Raw genomic sequence first — 24,365 nt, 5'->3', positions numbered from 1 at the left:
CGACTGCCCCACGCGGAAAAACGCGCTTCTTGTGAACCATGCGAAACCTCAATCAAGACAACATCACTCAGGCCGTGATCGCCAGCTTCGCAGAGGCCGGGACTCCTCGTCTCCAGCAGATCATGACGAGCTTGGTGCAGCATCTCCATGCCTTTGCACGTGACGTGAAGCTGACAGAGGAGGAATGGTTCCAGGGAGTCGACTTCCTCACGCAGTGCGGACACATCACGGACTCGAAGCGTCAGGAGTTCATCCTGCTCTCCGACGTGTTGGGGTTGTCCATGCTCACGGTTGCGATGAATACCGAGAAGCCGCGAGGATGCACAGAATCGACTGTCTTCGGACCCTTCCATGTCGAAGGTGCGCCCCGGTATGAGCTCGGCGATGACATCGCCAACGGGGCGAAGGGTACGCCTTGCCTGGTGCGCGGGACCGTCCGCGACATCGCGGGTAAAGCCATCCCGGGCGCCGTCTTGGATGTATGGCAATCCGACGAAGACGGACTTTATGACGTACAACAAGAAGGCTTGGACCAAGCCCAGGCGAGGGGCGTATTGACGGCGGATGGTGACGGCACGTTCTGCTTCCGATCCATCCTCGCTGTTCCATACGCAATTCCTCACGATGGTCCCGTGGGTCGCTTGCTGGAAGCCACAGGACGCCATCCCTGGCGCCCTGCGCACCTTCATTTCATGATCAAGGCGCCCGGCTACGAGACGCTGGTCACGCATGTCTTTCGCGACAAGAGCGACTATCTCGATTCGGATGCCGTATTCGGCGTGCGCCAGTCGCTGATCTGCGAGTGGAAGGAGCAGGCGGATGGCAGCTACCTGCTGGAATTTGACTTCGTTCTCAACCCGACTCGCGGGCACTCGGGTTGATGGACATGAAGGAATTCGTCTATACCGCGCAACCCTCGCGAGTGATCTTCGGTGCCGGGAGCCTGTCGCATCTCGAGCGGGAGATCGATCTCCTGGGCGCCAGACGAGCGATTGTTCTTTCGACTCCCGAGCAGGCCGAACAGGCTCGCGCGATTGCCGAGCGCATCGGCAACCGAGCTGCAGGGGTGTTTGCACGTGCGGTGATGCATGTGCCGATCGAAACTGCGCGGGAAGCCCGTGAGTTCGCGCGCCAGCTCAATGCCGATTGCGCCATTGCGATCGGCGGTGGATCCACGACCGGACTGGGCAAGGCGATTGCGCTCGAGTCTTCCCTCCCTGTGCTTGCAATTCCGACGACCTACGCTGGAAGCGAGATGACGCCGATCTATGGCATCACGGAAGCCGGGCTCAAAAAGACAGGCAAGGATCTGCGCGTGCTGCCTCGCACCGTGATCTACGACCCCGAACTCACGCTGACGCTTCCAGTCGGCATGAGCGTCACCAGCGCGATGAACGCCATCGCGCATGCCGCAGAGGGTTTGTACGCGCAGGACAGCAATCCGGTCATGGATCTGATGGCCGAGGAAGGGATTCGCGCACTTGCACAGGCGCTGCCGGGAATCCGGGCGGACGCCACGGAGATAGCGGCCAGGAGCGACGCGCTGTACGGGGCTTGGCTGTGCGGCACCGTGCTCGGAACGGTCGGCATGGCGCTGCACCACAAGCTTTGCCACACGCTTGGCGGAACATTCAACTTGCCCCACGCTGAAGTCCATACCATCGTGCTGCCCCACGCGATAGCGTTCAACTCGACCGCGGCCCCACAAGCAGTCAGACGCATCGAGCGTGCGCTTGGAAGAAATGGGGTGAGCGCGGCGGCTGGCCTTTTCGACCTTGCGCAGCAAAACGGTGCCCCGGTGGCATTGAAGGATATTGGCATGCGGCACGAGGATCTCGACAAGGCTGCTTACATTGCGGTTGCCAACCCATATTGGAACCCGCGTCCGATCGGCAGCGCCCAGCGCGCCGAGATCCGCGATCTGCTGCAGCACGCCTATGAAGGCGTGAGGCCGAGTTCGATTGGCGCACAAGTGCCTTAACCGCCTGCCTCTCGAGGCAGATTTAACCAACCTTTAGGAGAGCAACATGAAGAGAACCGTCATTCACACGAACAAAGTCCCGCCAGTGAAGGTACCGCTGTCACAAGGCATCAAGGTTGGCGACTGGATCTACACGTCCGGCATGCTCGGTATGGATCCCGCCACGGGGCAACTGGCTGTGGGCGGCATGGAGGCGGAAACGCGCCAGGTCTGTGAGAACCTGAAAGCCGTTCTCGAAGCCGGTGGTTCGTCGCTTCAAGATGTCCACAAGGTGGTCATCTATGTTGCGGACCTTGCGGAAATGTTGCCGATGAACAAGGTGTTCAGCGAGTATTTCCCGAACGATCCGCCGGCGCGTACGACGTTCCAGGCGGCAGCGCTGGTCATGGGCGCCCGGGTGGAGATCGAGGCGATCGCCACCGTCAAGGACTGACCAGGCCAATCAAAGCCCCGCCGACGGGAGCCATGAGGCTCCCGTCGGTGGTGATTCGATACGCCGGCATATCGCGACCATCATCAACGCCCAGGCTCCACGACCTCGAGTAAAGGGACCTGGACGAGTCAAGGCAAGCAAAAGCCGATCGTCGGCGGTGTCCGATGTCCGGTGGCCTTTGTTTTCCCCGAAGAGCTGCGCGGTTGAACGCCGCGCTCTTGGGGCTTCTTCGATATTGCGAGCGTCAACCCGCCGACTGCGATGTTCCCTGTCCACGGCACTTGCGAGGATGCGATATCCCAAAATGCTCTACACATTCTTTTTGATCGACAAGCCTGGTTCGAAGGAGCTACGCCTGCAACTTCGGCCCGCCCACAAAGCATATCTGGCCCAGGTAGCTGACCGGATCGCCTTTGCCGGCCCCCTTCTCACGGATGACGGAACGTCGATGATCGGTAGCTTGCTGTCGATCGAGTTCGCCTCCCGGGACGATGCACTCACATGGCTCAATGACGAGCCGTTCACGCACGCTGGCGTCTATGCATCAAGCAGTATCCATGCCTTCCAGAATCTATGGCCTCAGAAGGCGGGCTTTCCGCCCGCAAAGTAAGCGTCATGGAGAGCAATGTGATCAAACACATCGTCATGTGGAAGCTGCGCGGCGAAACGCCTGAACAGCGTCGGCAAAACGCTGGCCAGCTCGCGGAGAGCTTCCACAGCCTTCGCGGGCGAATACCCGGCCTTCTGCACCTGGAAATTGGAATCGATACAAGCGGCGTGGACTATGCGTGCGACGTCGTGCTGTACAGCGAATTCGCCTCCCAAGCAGACCTGGAGGCCTACGCGAGTCACCCCGAACACCTGCGCGTGAAGCGCGAAGTTGGCAATCTGCGTATCGCGCGGCACCAGGTGGATTACTTCACTACAAGACTCGCGGCATAGGTCCGCGGACCTCGTCTAATTTCGACTGGAAACCCGATGAACATTCTTGGCCTGTCCGGCAGCCTCCGCGCCGGCTCTTACAACACGCTGGCACTCAAAGCAGCTCAGAAACTCGCGCCTTCAGGAATCAGGATCGAGATCGCAAGCATCGGCGATGTTCCCATCTACAACGACGATCAGCGCGTTCAGGGTGAGCCCGCCGCCGTCGCAGCGCTGAAGGAAAAAGTGCGCCGCGCGGATGGACTGCTGATCGCCACACCAGAATACAACTTCTCCATCCCCGGAGTGCTGAAGAACACTCTCGATTGGATGTCGCGCCCGCCGGAGCCCCCCTTCACAGGCAAAGTCGTCGGCATCATCGGCGCGAGCCCCGGGCCAGTCGGGACGGCGCGCGTGCAGTACGACCTGCGCAAGGTCCTGGTGTTCATGGATGCGTTCACGGTGAACAAGCCCGAGGTGTTCATCAATCATTGCGCGGACAAGTTCGATGCGCAAGGACAGTTCACCGATGAGGGTGGCAGCAAGCTCATCGTTGATTTGCTGCTTGCCATGCAGGCCCTGAAACAGCGGCTCGGCTAAGCCATGATCGACGATCCAGTACGGCTGCTCTCCATCCTCTGCGGATTGATGTTCATCCCGCACAGCGTTGCGAAGTTCACTGCGCGCCAAGCCGTGGACAAGGTCTTCGAGTCCGCAGGATTGCGCCCAGTTGCCTTCTTCGTCATCGTGTCGCTGATCATTGAAGTCATTGCGACTATCGGTCTCGTGTTCAACCTGCTGCAGCCATACATCGCGTGGCTTGGGGCATTGTTCATGCTTTCCGCGGGAGCGGCCTCGTACAAGATCTCGGGCGGTAAATGGAACTGGAGCCTGGGGGGCTGCGAACTGCATGTCTTCTGGGCACTCTGCATGGTGATCGTCGCCATCCATGGCTGATGTGGCGGGCCAATCCGCTCCCCACTTGTCCGTCGCGACGTCAACTGCGCCCTTTACCCGTGCGGCGTTGACCAGGATCTCGTGGGGATCGCCTTCCAATTGAACGGTCGGAGCCGATCTTGTGATCTGCAATCTACAGATCGACGGCGGATCTCAGCTTTTTCAAGCTGGTGAAACCGTCGGGTCCGATGTCCTTCCTGGAAATATCAGGGCTGAGGACTTCGACCTGGAAGGAAACGCGCGGTTGACGAGCTGACTCAATTCTTCCGATCTTCGTAAATCTCAATTCCAAGTTCCGTTCTTCTCTAAAGAATGTCGAAATCATAGATTCCGTCCCATGGCGCCAGTTATGGCACATCGCATTCCCATCCAACCATACGATCATGAGGTCAGAATGAGTTCTGCTATCACCCGCCGTACCGCATTTGCATTTGCCGCGGCAACATACTTGACTGGAGCCGCTGGCGCCCGTGAAAGATCAGCAATTTTCGATCGGGGCGCCGAGCTGATGGCACCGCTGGCACCGCCCCCTCGCAAGCTTCTGATTCGAGGCGCCACGATCATCAGCATGGATGACAAAGTCGGCAATATGCCCAAGGGAGACATCCTGATTGCCGACGGCACCATTGCTGCCATCGGCGTGAACCTTGATGCTGGCGGAGCCGAAGTAATCAACGCCGCGGACATGATCGCCATTCCAGGCATGGTCGATACTCATCGCCATTCCTGGGAAGGCCAACTGCGTCGCATTAACCCCAATGCGGCAACGCTTGAGGACTATAGCAACGCTACCCACCTCTCATTTGCCAAGTACTACCGCCCGCGCGACATCTACGTAGGCAACATGATCACGGCGCTGGGTTGCATCGATGCCGGTATCACTACCGTGGTCGACGATTCGCACAACAGCCGTACGGCCGCGCACTCCGACGCCGCAGTTGACGCACTGCTCGAGTCAGGCATCCGGGCAGTGCACGTCACCGGGGCGCCGGTCGCGGGCGATTGGGATACGGCACATTGGCCGGGCAACCTTGCACGTTTGCATGCCAAGTACCTCGCCAATCGGCCTGCAGGCTTGTTGACACTTGGCGTGATGGACGCCTTTCCAAAGCTTGAAACGGACCAGTGGGCCATTGCACGGGAACTGGGCGCTGTCATCGTGACCGAGTTCATTGGCGCCGACCTGGCAGCCCAACTTCCGGACCTGCACCGCAAGGGGCTGCTACGTAGCGACAACATCTTCAACCACTGCATCGGCCTGCCGGAATCCGCCTGGAAGATCTTGCGCGAAGCAGGTGTGCGCGTCAGCGTGACCCCACGTTCAGATGCCCACTACGGCATCGAGGATGGCATGAATGCGTGGCAGAAGGCGCTCGAGCATGGCATTCGCCCTGGCCTGAGCGTCGATAACGAGACCTCCTACAGCGGTGACATGTTCATGGAGATGCGCGTGGCCTTCTATCTGCGACGGGTGCTGGGACACGGTGGCAATCCCGATGTGGCGGCATCGACAAATGCCTCCCGGTTGCTGCAGGCTGCCACGATCGACGGCGCAGCAACTGCGGGACTGGAAAAGCGCACTGGCAGCCTGACACCGGGCAAGCAGGCCGACGTGGTTCTGATCCGAACGAGGGACCTCAACATCTACCCGGTCAACAACGCGATCGGTACCGTGGTGCACGCGGCTGAGCGCAGCAATGTCGATACCGTCATCATCGGTGGGCGGCTGCGCAAACGTGATGGCGTCGTGCTGGGCGTAGATCGAGCAAAACTGCGCGCCGCGATCGACGAGTCCCGCGCTTATCTGTTCAATGCCGCCGGCTACAAGCCAGATCCATTTTCGGAATCGTTTATGCCGCTCCGCCGTATGTAAGCAACGCTTGGGGACATCGCAGCGCTGGTGTCCTCCATCGTCGGCTACCGGCGGGCTCTACCTCAAAGTTGAACTCCACGCGTTAGCGCTCCGTCAACTACCAAGTTGGTGCCGGTAATGAAACTCGCCGCCGGACTGGCGAGAAACACCGCCGCATTGGCCATTTCCTGAGGCGTGCCCATCCGCCCTGTTGGATTCAGTGCGAGGGCTTCCGCAAACAGCTTGGGATTGTCAGTCTCGATCTGAGTCCAGACGCCGCCGGGAAAGTATGTGTTTCCCGGTGAGACCGAATTGGCACGGATGCCCTTACCCGCCAGATGAAAAGCCAAGCCTTGTGTGTAGTGCACGATCGCGGCCTTGAACGCGCCGTACGGCCCAGAGGCAAAGTCGATCTCTCGCGCGGAGACGCTGGCGATGGTGACCAAGGCCGCGTGTGCACTCTTTTCCAGCGAAGGCATGGCCGCGTCAACCAAACGGACCGTGCCCATCAAGTCCACCTCGAACCCGTTGCGCCAGGCAGCTTCGTCGTGCGAGATGGCGAGCGCACTGACATTGGCGACGACAATGTCTATGCCGCCAAAATCGGCGTTGATTTCGGCAATCCAAGCTTTGAGTGAGTCGCCATCGCTCACATCCAGTGCGTGGCCCCGAACCTTCGCGCCGCCGGCCGAGAGTTCAGCTTGCACTTGTGCGACTTCGGCGCCATGGCGCGCGCAAAAAGCGACCCTTGCTCCCTCAGCCAGAAGCGTTTCAACGATCGCTCGTCCAATGCCCTTGGTGCCGCCGGTGACAACGGCTTTCAATCCTTGCAATCGCAGGTCCACATCGATCTCCTATGCCTTGAACAGCTGACTCAAGCCAGGTCGGCGAGGTACTTCTTCTCCACGCCGGCGGCCACCGAGTACTTGGGGTCCACAAAGTTGCCCAGGCGAACCTTGCCGCACTGACTGAGCATCATGTAGGCATCCCACTGGTCGTAGCCGTACTCCTGGGCCATCCAGAGCACCAGTTCACGGTAGGCGATGCGGGTAGCGTCCTCGAGCGGCCGGGCACTTCCGATCACCATGATCTTGTCCTCCGTTTCCAGACGGGGCCAATCAATCTCCCAAGCCTTGATGAGGTCTACGTGAATCGTGGTTCGGCTCGCGTACTCCACCGCCGTGCCGCAGACCTCACCGTCGCCTTGGCAGGCGTGCGCATCACCAATGAACAGCCGCGCGCCGGGCGAACGAACCGGCAGGTAGGTGATGCTGCCCGGCCCCATGTCGGGGATGTCCATGTTGCCCCCGTGGTTGTCGGGGGTGAGCGAATTGATGGAGTCGATCTCGGGCGAGAGGCTCAGGGTGCCGATATGCGGCCGGTAAGGCAGCGTGACGCGGCGACTCCAGTAGACGCCGTCTTCATCGAGGTCGATCTTGCGAGTGATCTCCGGCAGCGGATCGTTGAGCAGTGCCGTGAAGTCCGTGGCTGCGAGTCCACCAAAGCGCGGGATCAGGCAACAAGTGCCTCGGGGGTTGGCGCCGCGCGGCAACATCGACTCGATGTAGACCGCCACCACGTCGCCCTTTTCAGCACCCTCGATCATGATCGGGCCGCTTTGGGGATTGAGGAACGGAACTCGCAGCTTCTGGCTGGGGAGGTCCTGTTCGGTCTGGATCTTCCCGTCGAACGCATCACGGGTGTCCACGACGATACGGTCACCCGGTGCGACTTGCATCACCGGCTGCGAGTAGGGGCCGATCGTGTAGTGAAAGGTGCCTTGGCGGGCCTCGCTCAACTCATGAGTCTGCCCCACTTCACCGCGGGCGACACCTCGCATGTGCATGATCGATTGTTTGAGCCAGTCCATTGTCTTTTCCTTGCTTTGGTTAGGTTGAAATCAGGGAGAGGTCTGCCGGGCTGGTCAGACCGAAATCAGAGAACGAATGTCGGTGGCCGCCATGTCACGGCCTTCACCACAGGCCGCGACCTGACCTCGCACGAGCACAGTGAAATGGTCAGCCACCGATTCGGCAAAGTCGACGTATTGCTCCACCAGAAGAATCGATAGCTGCCCCTTGAGCGAGGCGATGACGGCCTGGATCTCCTGCACGATGGAGGGCTGGATGCCTTCCGTGGGTTCATCGAGAATCAGCAGCGTTGGCTGGGTCAGCAGCGCCCGCGCAATGGCCAACTGCTGTTGTTGACCGCCCGAGAGATTCCCGGCCAACCGCTGCCCCATGCTCTTGAGCACGGGAAACAGGTTCACGACGTCTTCGTAGGTGTGGCGGGGCCGGCGGTCCGGTCCGGCACCGTCTCCATGCCCTACTGGCCTGCGCCGCCGCTCAGCGGTGATTTCGCCCACGAGCAGGTTTTCACGCACCGTGAGTTCTGGAAACACCTCGCGGCCCTGAGGCACGTAGCCCATGCCTGCCTGCGCGCGGGCTTCGGGTGTCCACGATGCCACCTCCTGACCACCCAACATTACCTGGCCCGAACGAATGGGCAGCAGTCCCATGAGGCAGCGCAAAAGAGTGGTCTTGCCGACGCCGTTTCGCCCGAGCAGCACCGTGCAGCCGCCATCAGCCACCTGCAGGCTCACCTGCCGCAAAACGTGGCTGCTGCCGTAGTACTGGTTCAGTCCTTCAATCTTGAGCATCACCATCACCTTCCCAGATAGACCTGGATGACCTTCGCGTTGGTTCGCACCGCCTGCATCGACCCTTCGCCCAGCAGCCGCCCTTCGTGCAGCACGCTCACCAGATCGGCCACGCGACCGACAAACTCCATGTCGTGTTCGACGACCACGATGGCCCGGGCGGGGGAACGCAGAGAGGCAATCAACTCGACCGTTCGCTCGGATTCCGCCTCGGTCATGCCCGCCACCGGCTCGTCCAGCAACAACACCTTGGGCTCGGCCACAAGCAACATGCCGATCTCCAGCCACTGCTTCTGGCCGTGCGAGAGTTCGGCCGCCTTGCGCTGGCGCTCTTCCTGCAATCCAATGGTCACGAGCACCTCATCGATGCGCTCCCGCTGCACCGCGCTCAGCCGCGACATCACCATCGCGCCCCAGCCCAACCCGCGCCGCACGGCCAGTTCGAGGTTCTGCGCCACCGGCAACGCCTCGAAGACGCTGGGTTTCTGAAATTTGCGTCCGATGCCGCTGCGCGCGATTTCGGCCTCGCCGCGCACGGCCAGATCCAGCGTGCGGTCCAGAAAAACCTCGCCACTGTTGGGTCGTGTCTTGCCGGTGATGACGTCCATCAAGGTGGTCTTGCCAGCGCCATTCGGCCCAATCAGGGCACGTGTTTCGCCGTAACGGATTTCCAGTGTGAGATCGGTGATGGCCGCGAAGCCCCCGAAACGAACGTTCAGCCCGTTGATGTACAAGGCGGTCGTCTGGCTCATGACACAGCCTTCCAGGCACGCAACTGCTGCAAACCGCCCCACAGCCCGTTTTGCAAGGCCACCGTGATGAGCAGCGTGATGCCAGCCAGCACGAAAGGCCAAGCGCTGGGAATCTCGGCGCTCAGCCAGAACTTGAGGCAGCTGAGGATGACCGCCCCGAGCACCGCACCAGCCAGCGTTCCACGCCCCCCGATGGCCACCCACACCGCGATCTCGACCGAGAGCGTGGGCGAGACGATGCCAGGATTGATGATCCCGACCTGAGGCACGTACAGCATGCCGGCCAGTGCGGCCACGGCAGCCGACAGGCACCAAGCGGCGAGCTTGATGCGGTCGGTCCTGAAACCCAGAAAGCGCAACCGCGCCTCATCGTCCCGCACGGCCACCATGGCTTGCCCGAAGCTGGACAGTGCCAGCCGGCGCAACAGAAAGAACACCGCCGCCAGCACGACGGCCGACAAACTGGCCAACGCTACCTGGGTCGATTCGTGGGCCAGGTTGAAGCCCGCCAGCAGCGTGAAGCCCGTCAAGCCGTTGTTGCCACCGAGACCCAGGTCGTTGTTGAACAGCAGAAGCATCAACGCGTACGTCAAAGCCTGGGTGATGATGGAGAAATACACACCGTTGATGCGGGACCGGAACGCTGCCAGCCCGACCACGCCACCCACCAGCACCGCCAGCACCAAACCCAACAGCAGGGCCATGGGGAGGTCGGCAAAGGGCTTCAGTGCCGCCGGAAATGTGCTCCATCCCATGAACTGCATGAAGTCAGGCAACACCTTCGTGTCTGCATAGGCCGAGTTGAGAAGGTGGAACCCCATCACGTAGCCGCCGATGCCGAAGAAGATGCCGTGTCCTAGGCTCAGCACGCCCAACAGACCCCACACGAAGTCCAGCGCCAGCGCCAGCAGCGCGAAGCACATGATCTGCCCCACCAGATTCACGACGAACAAGGACAGATGCAGCGGGTGGCCGGGGGAAAAGACCGCGTTGAAGAGCGGCAGCACGAACGCCACGCACACCAGCAGCGCAGGCAAGCCGATGCGGCTGGCTGAGCGAAAAGGGGTTCGAGGGGAAAAGACGGAATTCGGCATGGTTCAACCCCGGGTCTTGAGCGCAAAGAGGCCCTGCGGGCGGCGCTGGATGATCAAAACGATGAGCAGCAGTACGGCCACTTTCGCAGCCACAGCGCCATGGAATGGTTCGATCAACTGGTTGACCTCGCCCAGGATCAGGGAGGACACGGCCGTCCCCACCAAACTCCCTGCCCCACCGAGCACCACCACCATGAAGGCATCGATCACGAAGCCGGTGCCCATGGAGGGATTCACGCTGGCGATCTGGGTAAGCACAACGCCAGCCAAGCCGGCCAGGCCGCTGCCCAGTCCGAACGCCAGGCGGTCGATGGAAGACGCGGGAATGCCCAGTGCCCGTGCAGTATCCCGCCGCTGCGTTGTGGCGCGGATCAACAGACCGAACCGTGTTTGGCGGATCAGTGCGTAGGCAGTCGCAAAAATGACCAGCCCCAGTGCGATGGCGAACACGCGATTCCAAGTGACAAAGAAACCGGGATACAACTGCACCCCTCCCTGCAAGAACGACGGTGTGATGAACTCGACGTTCTGCGAGCCGAAGAGGATCTGTACCAGCTTGATCAAGGCGATGCTGACCGCCCACGTCGCCAACAGCGTCTCCAGCGGCCTTTTGTAGAGGTGTCGGATGATGGTCATCTCGAGCACGATCCCGATCAGCGCACACACGAGGAAAGCAAAGGGAATGGCGAGGAACACATACGCATCGAACCAACCAGGCGCGTGAGCCTGAAGCCATTTTTCGACCACATAGGTGGCATACGCACCGATCATGATGAATTCGCCGTGCGCGAGGTTGATCACACCGAGCAAGCCAAACACGATCGACAGACCCAGTGCGGTGATGAGAAGAACCCCCGCATAGCTCAGGCCGCTGAAGAAGATCGAAGCGGCCCTCCCTACCTCCAGTGCACGATCAATCTGCGACAGTGACTGCGTCAGTGCCGCGCGCTCGCCGGCACTCATATCCGGGCGATCCTCTTGGTACTTTTGCAAGAGAGAGCGTGTGCTTTCGCTGGGCGCTTTACCCATGGCGCGTATGGCTTCGACGCGCACTTCCACTGACCCGCTGGCGAGGCTGCGCTTGGCCAGGGCGAGTTCGAGCGTCGCGATGACTTCAGGGTCCGCAGCCTTGGACAATGCCAACCGCACGAGGGGCTCGTTGATCTGTGCGTATGCCTGGCTCATGCGCTGGGCCGCCGCTCGGCGAATGAGCACGTCGGGACTGAAAAGCTCTATCTCTGCCTGCGACGTTTTCAGCAGTCGCGCCAACACCAGCGTAGGCACCATGGGCAATTCATCGACGGCCTCGGTGACGGGTTCGAACGTAGCCGCGTCCACAACGCCGTGGTCCACCTTGAACACCGGGGCACCTTGCGCGCGGCAGATCACCGCCACGGCTTGAAGCCGCTCCAGCAATGTCTTGCCCCAGGCGGCGTCCTCCGAAGAGGCGCCAACCACCGCTTGAACGATGCGATCCAGGGCGCCGCGATACGACCCAGGATCGGTACAGATGGACGCGACGATAGAGCTGCGCTCTTGCGCGGGCATGGCTGCCTGTGCCTGCAGCAATGGTCCGCACAGGCACGCGAGCATCAGATGCTGGAACCAGCGGCGCCAGCGCGCTGTTCCGCGCAATGGTTCGAACAAAGACTTCATGAGAGAGCTCCACAGTCAGGAGATCCGACGTGCCGTGCACGTCGGCCGCGCGCAGGCGCGATCACGCCTTGACGAAAGGGCTGTAGGGAACCGGCGCAACGATGTCCTTGGACTTCCAGAGAATGTCGAAGCCTTGCTTGGCGTTGATGGAGCCGATCATGGTGCCGCGCCACAGGTATTGATTGGTCGCATCCATCTTCGCGACGTAACCTGCAGGATCCGCGACCGTCATGCCCGCCATGGCTTTGCGTACGGCCGCGGGCTCGAACGACTTTGCTTTGGTAACAGCCTGCGCCCATAGCTGGATTCCCATTACCGTGCTCACCATGGGATCGATCACCATGTCAGGGCGGTGCTTGAGTTGTTTGGCCTTGACATAGCTCGCCCAGTCGGACTTGAGCTGGCGATTTGCAGGGGTGTCGACGTTCTGGAAGTAGCACCAGCAACTCAGATGCCCCGTGAGTGGCGCCGTGTCCAGCCCTTCGAGATCGCTGTCCACCACGTCCAGGCCGAGGATCGGGATGTCTGTGGCACGAATGCCCTGGTTGATGGCCTCTTTGAACATCGCGGGAATCGAATCTCCCACCACTGTCAGCACCACGATGGCCTGGCCGCCGGGCTGCGCCGCGAAGGCCTTGATGTCGCGCACGATCGACTGAAAGTTCGAATGGCTGAAGGGAACGTACTGCTCGCGGATAGCACTGTTGGGCACACCCTTGGTCGTGAGGTAACCCTTGAGCATTTTGTTGATGGTGCGCGGCCAAACATAGTCGCTGCCCAACATGAAGAATCGCTTGGCCTCACCGCCTTGGGGGGTCATCAGGTATTCAACTGCAGGAAGCACAGAGCTGCTGGGCGGAGAGTTGAGGTAGACGACGTTCTTGGATTGCTCCTCGCCCTCGAAATGCAGCGGATAGAACAACAGGCTGTCTTGCGCCTCCACTACAGGCAACACCGACTTGCGCGAAACCGAGGTCCAGCAACCGAAGATGGCCGCCACCTTCTCGCTGAGGATCAACTGCTTGCTCATCTGTGCATACATCGGCCAGTCGCTCGCGGGATCCACCACGACACCTTCGACCTTGCGCCCCATCACACCACCTTTGGCGTTGATCTGATCGATCGTCATCAGCGAGATGTCCTTCAGCAACGACTCGTTGTTCGCCATGGCGCCAGATTGAGAGAACAGCAGACCCAGCTTGACGGGACCACTACCCGAAGGTGTTGCCGCGAGCGCGGTCTGGGAAAGATTGCCAGCCGACACCGCCACGACACCCGATCCCACTGCAGACAGAAAATTTCGTCTTTTCATTGCTTCACTCCGACTGAAGAAATTCGCGAACAAAAAAAAAGAGCCCGCACCCCTCGGAGGGGTCGGGCTCTTTTGCCGTTGTCGCCATGGACGCCTTTGTCCGCAGCAACGTGTCCTGGATGCTTGACGATGGTGCGCATCCCAGAGACTGCTTCCACGATGCAAACGGCGTGCCACCCTTCAACACGGCTGCATGTAAATGGTCCTCACCTTGCGCGTCTGCGTGCTTCTCTCACAGGTGGATCGACGGGAGCCGATGGCTCGCTTCTTGCGCCGAGGTCTGCTCCACAGCGGCATGCACCGCGTCCGCGCACCCACACCGCACCATCGCGGTGCTGCATGGTGAACCAGCACAGCACATTCATACACATGGCACCCATCGAGATCGGCGTTCTTTATTCTTCAACCGGCGTAACGGCAGCTGTCGAGGAAACGCAGCGCAGAGCCGTGTTGATGGCCATCGAGGAAATCAACGACGCCGGCGGCGTGCTCGGCAGAGAGATCGTCCCGGTGTGTGTCGATCCCGCATCCAACCCGCGTCTGTATGGGCAGTTGAGTGAGCAACTCATCATTGAAAGCGGCATTCGTCTGTTCCTGGGTTGCTATATGTCGAGCAGCCGGAAGGCAGTCATTCCGTTGGTGGAACGACACGACGCGCTGCTGTTCTACGGCACTGCCTACGAGGGCTTCGAATTCAGCCGCAATGTCTTCTACGGCGGTGCCGTGCCCAACCAGAACATCTTGCCGCTCGCGGGCTACATGCTTGAACGCCATGGCAGCCGCGTCGCCCTGATCGGATCGGACTACGTCTGCCCCCACGAAGCCAACCGCGTGATGAGCGAACTCATCCACGAGCGCGGCGGCAGCAAGGCCCTGGAAACCTACCTGCCGCTTGATGCCGGTGCGCGTGACTACGAAGCAGCGGCCCAGGCCATCCGGCGCAGCGGTGTCGATTTCATCTACTCGACCGTGGTGGGTGAAGGAATGGCCCGGCTGCACAGAGCACTGGAACGCGCCGGCATCGATCGTCAAAGGGTGCCGGTTGCCAGCCATATGAGTTGCGAGGCCGACGTCCAGGCCATCGGCACCGAACTGGCAGAGGGGCTGATCACCTGCTCGACCTACTTCGAGTCTGTGGACACGGAAGCCAACGGCAAAGCCATCCAGCGTTATCGCCAGCGTTTTGGGGCCGACGCACGCACCAATGCCTCCTGGGAGGCGGCCTACGTGCAAACCCATTTGCTCGTCCGAGCCATAGGCGTAAGCGGCAGCACGGAGCCGGTTCATATCTCGCGCGCCATGGCGGGCCTTGAAATGGATGCGCCTCAAGGGCGCATCTGCGTGGACGGCAACAACCACCACACCCACTTGAACCCTCGTATTGGACGCTGCAATGCCAACGGCAGTTTCGACATCCTGGCGGAAGCGCCCGAACCCGTGATTGCGGACCCTTACGTCATGTCGCATGTCCCCCCCGCTTGGGCAGGCCGTCCGCACCCGCAATACAACGGCACAGGCAAGGTTGCAGTGGGGGCCGCATGACCAGAATCAACGAAAGCCAGGTCATCTTCAAAGACATCCGCCTGCTGCAGCTGCTGGTAATCCACCCCGATGACGCAGACCGAGAGGAACTCACGGCCCAGCTTTCGCGCATTGGGTGTTCGTTCAGCTGCACATGGCCGGCGCTAGACACTCTGCCGCAGGGTACCGACATGGTCCTCATGTCCGTTCACCCCGACACACTGTCGCAGCCCTGCTCATGGCTTGAAAGGCCGAATGCACCTCCCGTCATTCCCATCGTTGCGTTCGAGAATCCCATCACCCTTGCGGCGGTATTGCACTTGAACGCATTCACGACGATTGCCTCGCCCGTGAGGCCAGCCGGGGTGCTGACCGCGCTCGCGCTGACACTGCACCAAAGCAAGCAACGCCGATCAAGGGAGCACTACATACAGCGCCTTGAGCAGAAGGCGGCCCACCAGCAAGTCATTCACAAAGCCACGCGTGCACTCATGGATGCGCGTCGGCTCAGGGAAGACGAAGCCTACGAGGTCCTGCGCGAGCGAGCCATGTTGCAGCGCGAACCGATCGAGAGTGTGGCGCGCCAAGTTCTGAAAGCTACCGAAGCGCTGGGAATGTGATTCTGTAGCGCGCCCCCTTCCCCCAAAGACTGCTGGTTCGCCGCCGTTGCCAAGCCCGACCCGGCCGCCAAGCTCACCATATCGGTGCCCTCCACGTGGGCCACATGGAGGGTGCCCGCGCCGTTGCCGCACCAACGCCGAGCGCGAAGTTGCCTCGGCCGGCGACCGAAGCGCTTTTCGCCGATTTACTGACCCTGCCAGACCGGCTTGCGCTTCTCCGCAAAAGCCTTGGGGCCTTCAATCCTGTCGGCGCTGGAGTACACGGCAGCGACCGTCGGCAATTGCTTCTGCATCGGATATGTTCGATCAATTGCCGGAGCCGACAAGCCTGCGTTCACCAGCGCCTTTGATGCGCGTATGGCAAGTGGCGAGGCCCTGAGAATTTCCTCGGCCCAGCGAAGTGCCGCTGGAAGCACTTGGTCCTTGGCAACTACTTCATTGACAAAGCCCAAAGACTTCGCTTCGGCGGCTCCGACGCGTCGGCTCGTCAAGATGATCCCCATCGCTTCCTTGAGTGCAATCTGCTGGGGCAGACGCAAGAGTCCGCCGCAGACTGCAGCCAGCCCCACTTGCGGCTCGGGTAGAGCAAACTCCGCGTGCTCGGCGGCGATGATCAGGTCGCATGCCAAAGCAATCTCGAAGCCCCCGCCCAACGCAACGCCGTTCACGGCTGCGATAACGGGCTTTTCAAGTTGATGCCGAGCAGTCAGACCGCCGAAGCCGCTGGGCGGCCAGGTGTTGTCATTGCCTGCCGCTTGAAACTTCAGGTCATTTCCGGCGCAAAAAGCTTTGTCGCCTTCTCCGGTGATGATCGCCACCCAGGCTGATGAATCTGCGGCAAAACGATCGAATACTTCCTCAAGTTCGAGGCATGCAGGCCGATGCAGTGCGTTCCTCACTTCCTGCCGACAAATCGTGATGACGGTGATGCGCCCACGATGTTCGACGCGGCAGTACTGCAGTTCCAGGATCGAAGACGCGTTCATTCCTTCAACCTCGCGACCTTGGAAAGCGAACGAATGGTCGCTTGGTCGGACTGCAAGCGTTTGAGGAAGTCGGCACCCGTGCTACCAACACCAGTCACACCCAATGCGGCGACCGACTTCGTGAACTCCGGCGTCTTCACCACGTTCACGGAAGCTCGCTCGAGCTTTTCCAAGACTGCCTTTGGCGTTTTGGCGGGCGCTACGATGCCGTACCAGACGTTGAAGTTCATGTTCTTGACGCCGGCCTCGTCGAAGGTCGGTACATCAGGCAGCAGAGGAAAGCGGCTGCTTCCCGTCACTGCCAGGGGACAAATGCGCTTCCCTGTGATGTGGGGCATGGCGACCGGACTGACGAACGTGAACTGCACCTCGCCACCGATGAGGCCCGTGATCGCAGGTGCCTCGCCCTTGTAGGGGACGTGCAACGCTTTGATACCGCTGCTGCGCTTGAACATCTCTCCCACGAGATTGCTTGCGCTTCCATAGCCCACCGACGAATAGTTGAGCGCGTCGGGCTTGGCGCGCGCCATCTCGACCAATTGCGCAACGGTCTTCGGGCCGTTGCGGCACTCAGCGACGAGGAGCCATGGCAGATCGGTCGCGAGACTGACCGTAGCGAAGTCCTTCACCGGATCGAAGCCGGCCTGGTCGTTCAGTACGGGTTCTGCCGCGAGCGAGGATGTGCTGCCGAACAACAACGTATAGCCATCGGCTTCAGCCTTGGCGACGAAACGGGTGCCGATGGCGCCAGAGGCTCCCGCTTTGTTATCGACCACGACTGGCGTCTTGAGCTGCTCCTGCAACCCGCGCGCGACCAGTCGCGCCTGCACATCGGTGCTTCCGCCGGGTGGGAAGGGAACGACGAGAGTGATCGGCTTCGTTGGGTAGTCTTGCGCCGAAGCCGTCAGCGCAAGAGTTCCCAACATCAACGCAAGAATGCTCTGTCGCAGCGAACGTGGTTGTTTTTTGTTGATGGACATGACGTGTCTCCTTTTCGATTTAATTTCAGCCAGCAGGATCAGGGCGATGACCCTGCACAATGTGTATGCATCTAGATCAGGTTGATCGGCCGCCGGCCGCCCGCGACTTGCGAAACTCTGGCCTGACCGCACGGTCTCCTATCACGCCTGCCTCCCGCAGCGCGTCGATTCCGGTTTTTTCGAGACCCAACAGATCGCTCAAAACTTCGTTGTTGAACTGGCCGAGCGTCGGCGCTGGGCGCAATGGAGGAAGCGTTTCCAGGGAATCGCGATAAGGCGGCGAAGGTTGCGGGTGCGGGCCGACCAGTTCCCGGTCGATCCACTGCCAGAAGCCTCTCGCCTTGAGATGAGGGTCGTTCAGCAGTTCCAAGGGCCGTCGGCTCACACCAGCCGGAACACCCGCACGCTGCAGTTCCTCCATCGCGATCTGCGGCGTGCGAGTGGTCGTCCAAGCGGTTATGGCATCGTCGATTCGGGGAAGCGCCCCGCGCCGTCCTGCCGGAGTGGCCAGCGCGCTATCGCTGGCTAGGTCAGGCCTGCCGATCACTTCGCATAGACGCAGCCATTTGGCGTCGTCGGTGACGGCGACCAACAACCACTCGTCCTTGCCCATGCAGCGGTAGAAGCCGTGAGGCGCATGATGAGGGTGGCGTGTGCCCATCCGGGCGGCAACATGGCCATTGGCGGACTGCTCGACGATCCACGGCCCCGCCATGGACATCATGCACTCGACCTGGGAAAGAATGATGCGCTGGCCGCGCCCTGTCCGCTGCTTGTGGTACAGCGCCACCAACATTGCCGACGCCGCATGCAGGCCGCCGATCGGATCTCCATACGCGATGTGCACCATTGAAGGCGGATCTTCCGCACGCCCAGCCACCGTGGGCAGTCCTGAAGCCTGTTCGAGGGTGGAGCCGTAGGCTCGGCATTCCCGCCATGGACCGTCGGTGCCGAAAGCCGGCATCGACAGCATGATGATTTCAGGGTTGGCCTGCTTCAGGTCTGCGTATTCAAGACCCAGTTTCGAAAGCACGCCAGCGGAATAATTGTCGATAACGACGTCCGCGTCTTTCACGAGCTCCTTCACCAGTCGCCGACCTTCTTCCGTCGTCAGATCGAGTGTGATGCCGCGCTTGCTGCGGCTCAGCACGTTGAAGTAGGGGCTTTTCTCGTACAACCGTTGCTCGAAGACAATCGCACGGTCGTCGACCCCGCGCCACCAGTCGGGGTATTGGCAGGCTTCGACCTTCACGACGTCAGCACCAAGCTCAGCGAAGTGACGTGTGGCGAGTGGCCCAGCCCAGCCCATGGACAGGTCGACAACGCGGATGCCGTTCAGCGGCGCGCTTGGATCGCCGTGATCCAGCGGTACTTCGGCGCGTGATTCTGAAAATTCGCGCCAACGTGCTTCATCTGCGCAAGCCACCGGAACCGATCCCCCATGCAGCGGGGGCGTATCCTGCAACCGCAACGGAGAAGCAGGCTGCTCGTGTGTGCGGCTACCGTGACGAATAGTCTCGAAAACCTTGCGTCGACGGTGCTCGGGCGTGTCGAGCAATTCCTCAACGCTCGGAACCACCACGAGCGGAAGCATCTTCTGCAACGCCAGAGAAAACCATTCTTCCGCAGTTTTTTCCAGAAAGCGGGAAGCGAAGCGGGCTTCCAGTTCGTCAGCAAATTGCAACCGGCCGGTGCGTTCTACGAAGCGCGCATCGCGCCCCAAATCTTCCACTCCAAGCAGCGAGCAAAAATTTCTCCACTGGACTGGAGTAACGACGGTCACTCCTACCCAGCCACTTTTGCAACGGTAAATGCCGAGTGGAAAATTCGGTGAGAAGCGGTTGACCCCCCAGCGTTCATCCAGGCCGTTTGTCGCCCAACTCAGCGCAACGTTGTAATCCGCCAGCGCAATGGCAGCATCGAACAGCGGCAACTCCAGCCGCCGCCCGCGCCGCGAAGGTGCCTGCACCGACGAAAGCGTGGCAATGAAAGCGGTCAGTCCGCCGACGAGGCCAGCCTGGTAGTCGTACAGCGCGGTAGGCGGGCCTTCCGCGGATCCTACCAATTGGGTGCCGCCGGCGAGCGCGCGGCATACCGCGTCACTGCCGCAAAAATCGCTGTACGGGCCATCGTCTCCAAACCAGCTCATGGCGGCGACCACGAGGCGTGGATTCGACGTTGCAAGAGCTGCGTGGTCGACCCCCAGCTCCAGACGCTCGGCCGGCGAAAGCGAATCGATCAAAACGTCAGCTTCGACCAGCAGGCTGGCAAGGGCTTCGCGGGAGAGAAGTGCACTGCGCTTTCGTGCATTGAGAAACGAGAAGAAAGCGCCTTCGCCAACCCCCTCGCCGATGTCGATCAAAGGTGCAACGCGGCGCGCGGGGTCGCCGGCAGACGGCTCCAGTTTCAGAACGTCAGCGCCAAAGTCGGCAAACATGCGAGCGCAAAGAGCACCGGCAGGAAGATCGCCGATTTCCAGCACTCGCAAACCGGAGAGAGCGGAGAGAGCAGCTCCCGCCGACCTCATGCCTGCAGCTCCATGAGCCGCGCGCGGTCTTGGTGGCCAAACTTTCGTCCCGACTGCGAGCTCGAGGATTCTTCTTGTTTTGCCGCTGCGGAGTGAATGCCGCTGCAAAAAGTGTGTTGAGGGGAAATTGCCTCAAGCGTTGCTTGGGCAAGGGGCGACGTAAGCACAGCCATATTTTTCTTCCAGATATGTCTCGTTGGGCGGGACTTCATCCGGCGGTGCAGAAGCTGGACAACATGAAGATGTAGCCACTTCAATTTCACCGATCGGCATCCCGCCAGAGCGAGCATAAGGAAGCTCGGATCTGCTGTGCACACAACGCGCGCAAGCCTGGGTTGAGCAAAAATGCAAACCAGCAGGGCGAGAATTGCAAAGCTAGTTGCTATCGCCCGGCTTGATCCCACATGCCCTTGTCCCTCTGGCTTCCAATGATTTCCGTAATTTGGCGGGCCACTGCCGATACAGCTCGAGACGGCCCTTTCTTCCTCGATAAAACCATGGAAACGATACGCCGAATTTCAGGCGAAACAATTTTCGCGGCCTGAAGGCGATTTTCCTGAATCTGAGCCCAAACTGCATGAATAGGCAATACCGTATACAAGCCCGAATCCGCTACTCCGTCGCGCATGAGTGGCAGCGAATCGGCTTCAATCACTGCATTGAGGGATATGCGGTTAAGCCGCGAAAGCCTGTCCAGTGCTGCCCTTAAGCCATTCGGAGCACCGGGCAAAATGAAAGGCAATCCGTGCAAAGAAGAAAAAGGGATCGTCGAGGCAGAGGTAAGTCGATCACCCGCCGGACCTATGAGATAGCTATCGATCGTCGCCAAAGCCTGTTCATCTTCCAATGGCTGATCGCCGTAGCGATATAGGATTCCTATGTCAATCCGCGCCCCGGCCAGTAACTCTTCCACCTGGCCGCTGGAACCTTCTTGAACCTTAAGTCGAATAGCAGGATATCGTTCTCGCACACGCTCAAACAGGCGTGTGGCGATAGCGCTTGCAATAGAGGGAAGCAAACCTAGCGTAACTTGCCCTGCTGGCTCGAGGGCATCACCATGGATTTCGGCCTCGAGTTGCTCCGCATCAGAAAGCAGGTCTCTTACGATCGGGAAAATGCGTAATCCTACGTCCGATAGAGCTAAGCCCCGCCCAGTACGATTGAACAGGCGAGCCTTGCAGTCACGCTCCAAAGAGTTGAGGTGGCGACTCAGATGCGATTGGCTTGTATCAAGAAAAATCGCGGCATGCGTCAGACTTCCGAGTTCTGCTATCGCCACAAAGGCACGCCACTTGCGAAGGTCGGATGTAAGATTGAGTTGAATCTGGCTTGGACTTTTTGGATGCATCTGAAATACCTCTGATTTCACAACCTTCCAGCGAAATTGAGCAACCGCGATAAGGCTTTTTCAGTTGGAGCTATGCAAACGAGATCCACTTGCCCATAACTCGACCATTCAAAAAATGGATCGAAGAGATGTTGTACAGCACCAAGCGCACGATGGAGTCGAGGGTGAGCCAGCGCGACTGACCAACATGAGTCATGAAGCGAACAGGGCGTGAATCGCTACCCATACGCACTGAAGGCTGCGGATCGGGCCCAACCATCCGGGCCGCAGGCAAAGACAACGGGGCATCACAAGAAGTTGCGCGACCACGCACCGGGCTCGACCCAATCAGGCACCAGATCCACGCTCCCTGCTGGCCAACTGGCCGGGTTCAGCCCCTCTTGGCTACAGCGTCCATGCAGCCATCGATGCCAAGCCCCACCGCATCGAAGTTCTGCGTGGATGACCGAACTCACGACCGATTGCCGCGGCCCGACGCGAGGTTGGCGCTGATCCACGATGCCACGTCGGTGACCGGGATGGCGCGCTGTTGATTGAACGTCCCGGTCTTGTCCCATGCGACACCGCGCCCTTGAGCAAAGGCCGCACGATACTTGCGCATCATGTTGGTCGGGTCGCGCGCCAGCTCGTCCAGCAGATACTGTTCGCTCCATTCCGAACGGCTGAAGGGGCGGCCGAGGCCCGTCTGCAGCTTGTCGGCGACCTCACCGTAAGTTACGGTGTCGCCGGCCAGGAACACGATCTCGTTCCGGATACGGGGCGTGGTGAAGACGATCTCGGCAGTCAGCGCTCCGATGTCATCGGGAGTGGTCAGCGTCACGGCAGTGTCGAGGCTGCCGATCGCGTGGACCGCGTCGTTCTGCAGGTCGACCACGCCGAATTCCGGCTCGAACAGGTAGCTCATGAACATGCCTGTAGAGATGATGACCCACTCGGTCTGGTGCTGGCTGCGCAGCAACTCGCGCACGTCCAGCTGTGCATCGAAGATGTCCTGCGGACTGCCGCGGCCGATCACGTCGAAATCGACTCCGAACTGCCACGGGAAGTACCTCGGGATTCGCGCCTGCAAGGCGGCCCGCGCCAACTTCATCGGTGTGTCGATTCCGGCCGCATAGCCCGCGCAACCGATGACCGTGTCATATCGCGCGAACACCACGGCGAGTTCGTCGATGGAGCTCTTCACAAGATCGCCTATGACGATCTCGATTCCGAGACCTTTGAGTTCCGCGATGGCTTGCTGCTTATCCGGTGCACTGGACTCCACGGCGCTTGCACGCAGCAGCACGCTGATCTTCGCACCCTCCACGGCTTTCGCCCGTTTCGCAAGGCTGCGCAGCACCGGGAGGCCGAGTTCCCCGGCGCCGAGCACGAGAATGTTTTGGGAGGTCAAGTTAGGATCGGTTTGGTTCATCGTATGGCTTAGTGGCATCAGAAGTTGCGGGCCTTGATCAGACGTCGTTGATTTCGCCGTAGGCATCATGCGGATGCACTTTAAGGAGTGCAGCAGCGCAGAAAAAGGAGCCCGGGAGGTTTTCATCATTCAGGAAACCCGAACAATGGGTTGTGACGCCGCTTGCTTTACCGCTATTGGGACAAGATATGGATCGCGTACAAGCAATGCAGGTTTTCCTTCGCGTGGTCGAAAGCGGGAGTTTTGTGCGCGCAGCGGAAACCCTGGGCTTGCCGCCATCGTCCGTCACAGGCCTCATCAAGAGGCTTGAAAGACATCTGCAGACGCGCCTTCTGAACCGCTCCACCAGAAGCCTCAGCCTGACACCAGAAGGCGAGCGATACTTCTCTCGCTGTCGCGAAATACTTGAGCTGATCGAGGACACCGAATCCAGTTTGCGCCACGACGAGCGCCCGCAAGGGCGACTGCGCGTAGATGTGCCGGGCGGCATCGCACATGCCTTGATCCTGCCGCAGTTGGGTCAATTCCGGCGACAGTACCCGGATATTTACCTGGCTATCGGTGTCAATGATCGCCAAGTGGACTTGATCCAGGAAGGTGTTGACTGCGTAATCCGCACCGGCAGCCTCAATGACTCGGCTTTGGTTGCTCGACGCTTGGGCAATCTGCGCTGGATCACGTGCGCGGCTCCTTCCTATCTGGAAGACAACGGCATCCCGGAAGTGCTGGGAGACTTGCAACGACACCGAGCGGTCCATTACTTCTCCAGCACGACTCGAAGGGGCAGCGAGTTGCATTTCATCGATGAGGGAGTGAGCTTCGACGTCCCAGTCCCCGGTACTGTGGCGGTCAACGAGACTGCGCTGTACATAAAGCTTGGCCTCGCGGGCCTCGGCTTGATCCAGCTACCTGAAATTCTTGTGGCGGACCATCTGCAGTCAGGAGATCTGGTCGAGGTGCTGGCAGGCATGCGGCCCGAGTCTGTGCCGGTATCGCTTCTGTACCCCCATCACACTTTTCTTTCGCCGGCGATGCGAGCGTTCTCTGATTGGGCGACCGAACTGTTTGCCGTGCCCGGGCTGAAGTGAAGCGGACCATCAGCCGGTGCCATGAAGCTCCCCGAGCCACGATGATTGCGGTACATCTGAGCGGCGAGAGTCCGCTGTAACCAGTCGCCGCACATCTGTCTCACAGAATGGAAATGTCGCCAATCGGAGCGGCCTCCATGCGTTCTGGCTTCCAGTCGATGCGCTGCGCGTGCGGTGGATTGATACCCAGGCGCCGGTGCAGCGGCAACATGGCCGTCACGCACAAGAGGTCAGCGGGCTTGCTTCGAGAGGGAGGGAAAGGAAGGG

23 protein-coding genes are annotated in these 24,365 nt (G+C 60.3%); 11 read left to right on the top strand and 12 right to left on the bottom strand.

Translation table 11 applies throughout. The features are described 5' to 3' along the window. The first annotated feature begins 38 nt into the window (after positions 1-38). The 8 genes from ACEOAB_RS09495 (at position 39) to ACEOAB_RS09460 (ending at position 6,165) form a co-directional block, all read left to right on the top strand. Positions 39-881 carry an intradiol ring-cleavage dioxygenase gene (locus ACEOAB_RS09495; RefSeq protein ID WP_495653648.1) on the top strand — a complete coding sequence of 281 codons (843 nt, stop codon included), beginning with the start codon at positions 39-41 and terminating at the stop codon, positions 879-881. Between the two features lie 5 nt (positions 882-886). After that, positions 887-1,981, top strand: a complete 1,095-nt coding sequence (locus ACEOAB_RS09490; protein WP_495653647.1) for a maleylacetate reductase — start codon at positions 887-889, stop codon at positions 1,979-1,981. 46 nt (positions 1,982-2,027) lie between these two features. After that, positions 2,028-2,414 (top strand): RidA family protein, encoded by a 387-nt coding sequence (locus ACEOAB_RS09485; protein WP_125966973.1) that lies wholly within the window; start codon positions 2,028-2,030, stop codon positions 2,412-2,414. A 304-nt stretch (positions 2,415-2,718) separates the two neighbouring features. Then, the gene (locus tag ACEOAB_RS09480; protein WP_145745815.1) at positions 2,719-3,024 is read left to right on the top strand and encodes a YciI family protein; all 306 of its coding nucleotides are present in this window, start codon (positions 2,719-2,721) and stop codon (positions 3,022-3,024) included. 17 nt (positions 3,025-3,041) lie between these two features. Further along, positions 3,042-3,356: a Dabb family protein gene (locus ACEOAB_RS09475; RefSeq protein WP_309928772.1), complete on the top strand. Its 315-nt coding sequence runs from the start codon at positions 3,042-3,044 to the stop codon at positions 3,354-3,356. Positions 3,357-3,392: 36 nt separating this feature from the next. Beyond that, positions 3,393-3,935, top strand: coding sequence for an NADPH-dependent FMN reductase (locus ACEOAB_RS09470; RefSeq protein ID WP_495653646.1), 543 nt, complete (start codon positions 3,393-3,395; stop codon positions 3,933-3,935). Positions 3,936-3,938: 3 nt separating this feature from the next. Continuing rightward, entirely contained in the window at positions 3,939-4,292 is a 354-nt protein-coding gene (locus ACEOAB_RS09465; protein ID WP_495653645.1) for a DoxX family protein, read from the top strand. A 394-nt stretch (positions 4,293-4,686) separates the two neighbouring features. Beyond that, positions 4,687-6,165, top strand: a complete 1,479-nt coding sequence (locus ACEOAB_RS09460) for an amidohydrolase family protein (protein ID WP_495653644.1) — start codon at positions 4,687-4,689, stop codon at positions 6,163-6,165. 62 nt (positions 6,166-6,227) lie between these two features. Here ACEOAB_RS09460 and ACEOAB_RS09455 read toward each other — a convergent pair whose 3' ends face one another. The 7 genes from ACEOAB_RS09455 to ACEOAB_RS09425 all read right to left on the bottom strand — a co-directional run bounded on the left by ACEOAB_RS09455 (position 6,228) and on the right by ACEOAB_RS09425 (position 13,617). Further along, positions 6,228-6,989: an SDR family NAD(P)-dependent oxidoreductase gene (locus ACEOAB_RS09455; RefSeq protein WP_413315973.1), complete on the bottom strand. Its 762-nt coding sequence runs from the start codon at positions 6,987-6,989 to the stop codon at positions 6,228-6,230. 29 nt (positions 6,990-7,018) lie between these two features. Continuing rightward, positions 7,019-8,014, bottom strand: coding sequence for an acetamidase/formamidase family protein (locus ACEOAB_RS09450; protein WP_309928759.1), 996 nt, complete (start codon positions 8,012-8,014; stop codon positions 7,019-7,021). Positions 8,015-8,068: 54 nt separating this feature from the next. After that, positions 8,069-8,803 carry an urea ABC transporter ATP-binding subunit UrtE gene (gene urtE / locus ACEOAB_RS09445; protein ID WP_309928756.1) on the bottom strand — a complete coding sequence of 245 codons (735 nt, stop codon included), beginning with the start codon at positions 8,801-8,803 and terminating at the stop codon, positions 8,069-8,071. 5 nt (positions 8,804-8,808) lie between these two features. Next, entirely contained in the window at positions 8,809-9,555 is a 747-nt protein-coding gene (gene urtD / locus ACEOAB_RS09440) for an urea ABC transporter ATP-binding protein UrtD (RefSeq protein WP_309928755.1), read from the bottom strand. Beyond that, positions 9,552-10,649, bottom strand: a complete 1,098-nt coding sequence (urtC, locus tag ACEOAB_RS09435; RefSeq protein ID WP_309928754.1) for an urea ABC transporter permease subunit UrtC — start codon at positions 10,647-10,649, stop codon at positions 9,552-9,554. Before urtC ends, urtD begins: the two co-directional genes overlap by 4 nt. A 3-nt stretch (positions 10,650-10,652) precedes the next feature. Continuing rightward, on the bottom strand, positions 10,653-12,305 hold the full coding sequence (urtB, locus tag ACEOAB_RS09430) for an urea ABC transporter permease subunit UrtB (protein WP_495653643.1): 1,653 nt from the start codon (positions 12,303-12,305) through the stop codon (positions 10,653-10,655). Positions 12,306-12,366: 61 nt separating this feature from the next. Next, on the bottom strand, positions 12,367-13,617 hold the full coding sequence (locus ACEOAB_RS09425; protein ID WP_495653642.1) for an urea ABC transporter substrate-binding protein: 1,251 nt from the start codon (positions 13,615-13,617) through the stop codon (positions 12,367-12,369). A 369-nt stretch (positions 13,618-13,986) separates the two neighbouring features. On the opposite strand from ACEOAB_RS09425, the gene ACEOAB_RS09420 reads away from it, so the two are divergent. Both ACEOAB_RS09420 and ACEOAB_RS09415 read left to right on the top strand, forming a co-directional pair. Next, positions 13,987-15,159 (top strand): transporter substrate-binding domain-containing protein, encoded by a 1,173-nt coding sequence (locus ACEOAB_RS09420; RefSeq protein ID WP_309928749.1) that lies wholly within the window; start codon positions 13,987-13,989, stop codon positions 15,157-15,159. Then, positions 15,156-15,758: an ANTAR domain-containing response regulator gene (locus ACEOAB_RS09415; protein ID WP_309928746.1), complete on the top strand. Its 603-nt coding sequence runs from the start codon at positions 15,156-15,158 to the stop codon at positions 15,756-15,758. Before ACEOAB_RS09420 ends, ACEOAB_RS09415 begins: the two co-directional genes overlap by 4 nt. Positions 15,759-15,943: 185 nt before the next feature. Here ACEOAB_RS09415 and ACEOAB_RS09410 read toward each other — a convergent pair whose 3' ends face one another. From ACEOAB_RS09410 to ACEOAB_RS09390, 5 genes are all read right to left on the bottom strand, one after another. Beyond that, the gene (locus ACEOAB_RS09410; protein WP_495653641.1) at positions 15,944-16,744 is read right to left on the bottom strand and encodes an enoyl-CoA hydratase-related protein; all 801 of its coding nucleotides are present in this window, start codon (positions 16,742-16,744) and stop codon (positions 15,944-15,946) included. Then, a complete protein-coding gene (locus ACEOAB_RS09405; RefSeq protein ID WP_495653640.1) occupies positions 16,741-17,724 on the bottom strand; it encodes a Bug family tripartite tricarboxylate transporter substrate binding protein in 984 nt (327 codons plus the stop codon). Before ACEOAB_RS09405 ends, ACEOAB_RS09410 begins: the two co-directional genes overlap by 4 nt. 76 nt (positions 17,725-17,800) lie before the next feature. Next, positions 17,801-20,251, bottom strand: coding sequence for a CaiB/BaiF CoA transferase family protein (locus tag ACEOAB_RS09400; RefSeq protein WP_495653639.1), 2,451 nt, complete (start codon positions 20,249-20,251; stop codon positions 17,801-17,803). Positions 20,252-20,633: 382 nt separating this feature from the next. After that, positions 20,634-21,599 carry a LysR family transcriptional regulator gene (locus ACEOAB_RS09395; protein ID WP_495653638.1) on the bottom strand — a complete coding sequence of 322 codons (966 nt, stop codon included), beginning with the start codon at positions 21,597-21,599 and terminating at the stop codon, positions 20,634-20,636. A 451-nt stretch (positions 21,600-22,050) separates the two neighbouring features. Next, on the bottom strand, positions 22,051-23,010 hold the full coding sequence (locus ACEOAB_RS09390) for an aromatic alcohol reductase (RefSeq protein ID WP_309928733.1): 960 nt from the start codon (positions 23,008-23,010) through the stop codon (positions 22,051-22,053). 188 nt (positions 23,011-23,198) lie between these two features. On the opposite strand from ACEOAB_RS09390, the gene ACEOAB_RS09385 reads away from it, so the two are divergent. Beyond that, on the top strand, positions 23,199-24,098 hold the full coding sequence (locus tag ACEOAB_RS09385; RefSeq protein WP_309928730.1) for a LysR family transcriptional regulator: 900 nt from the start codon (positions 23,199-23,201) through the stop codon (positions 24,096-24,098). Positions 24,099-24,365: the final 267 nt, after the last annotated feature.

This window comes from Variovorax sp. Varisp53 (assembly GCF_059491555.1).
Note: the sequence above shows the minus strand (reverse complement) of the source record. Positions and strands in the feature narration are given on the sequence as shown.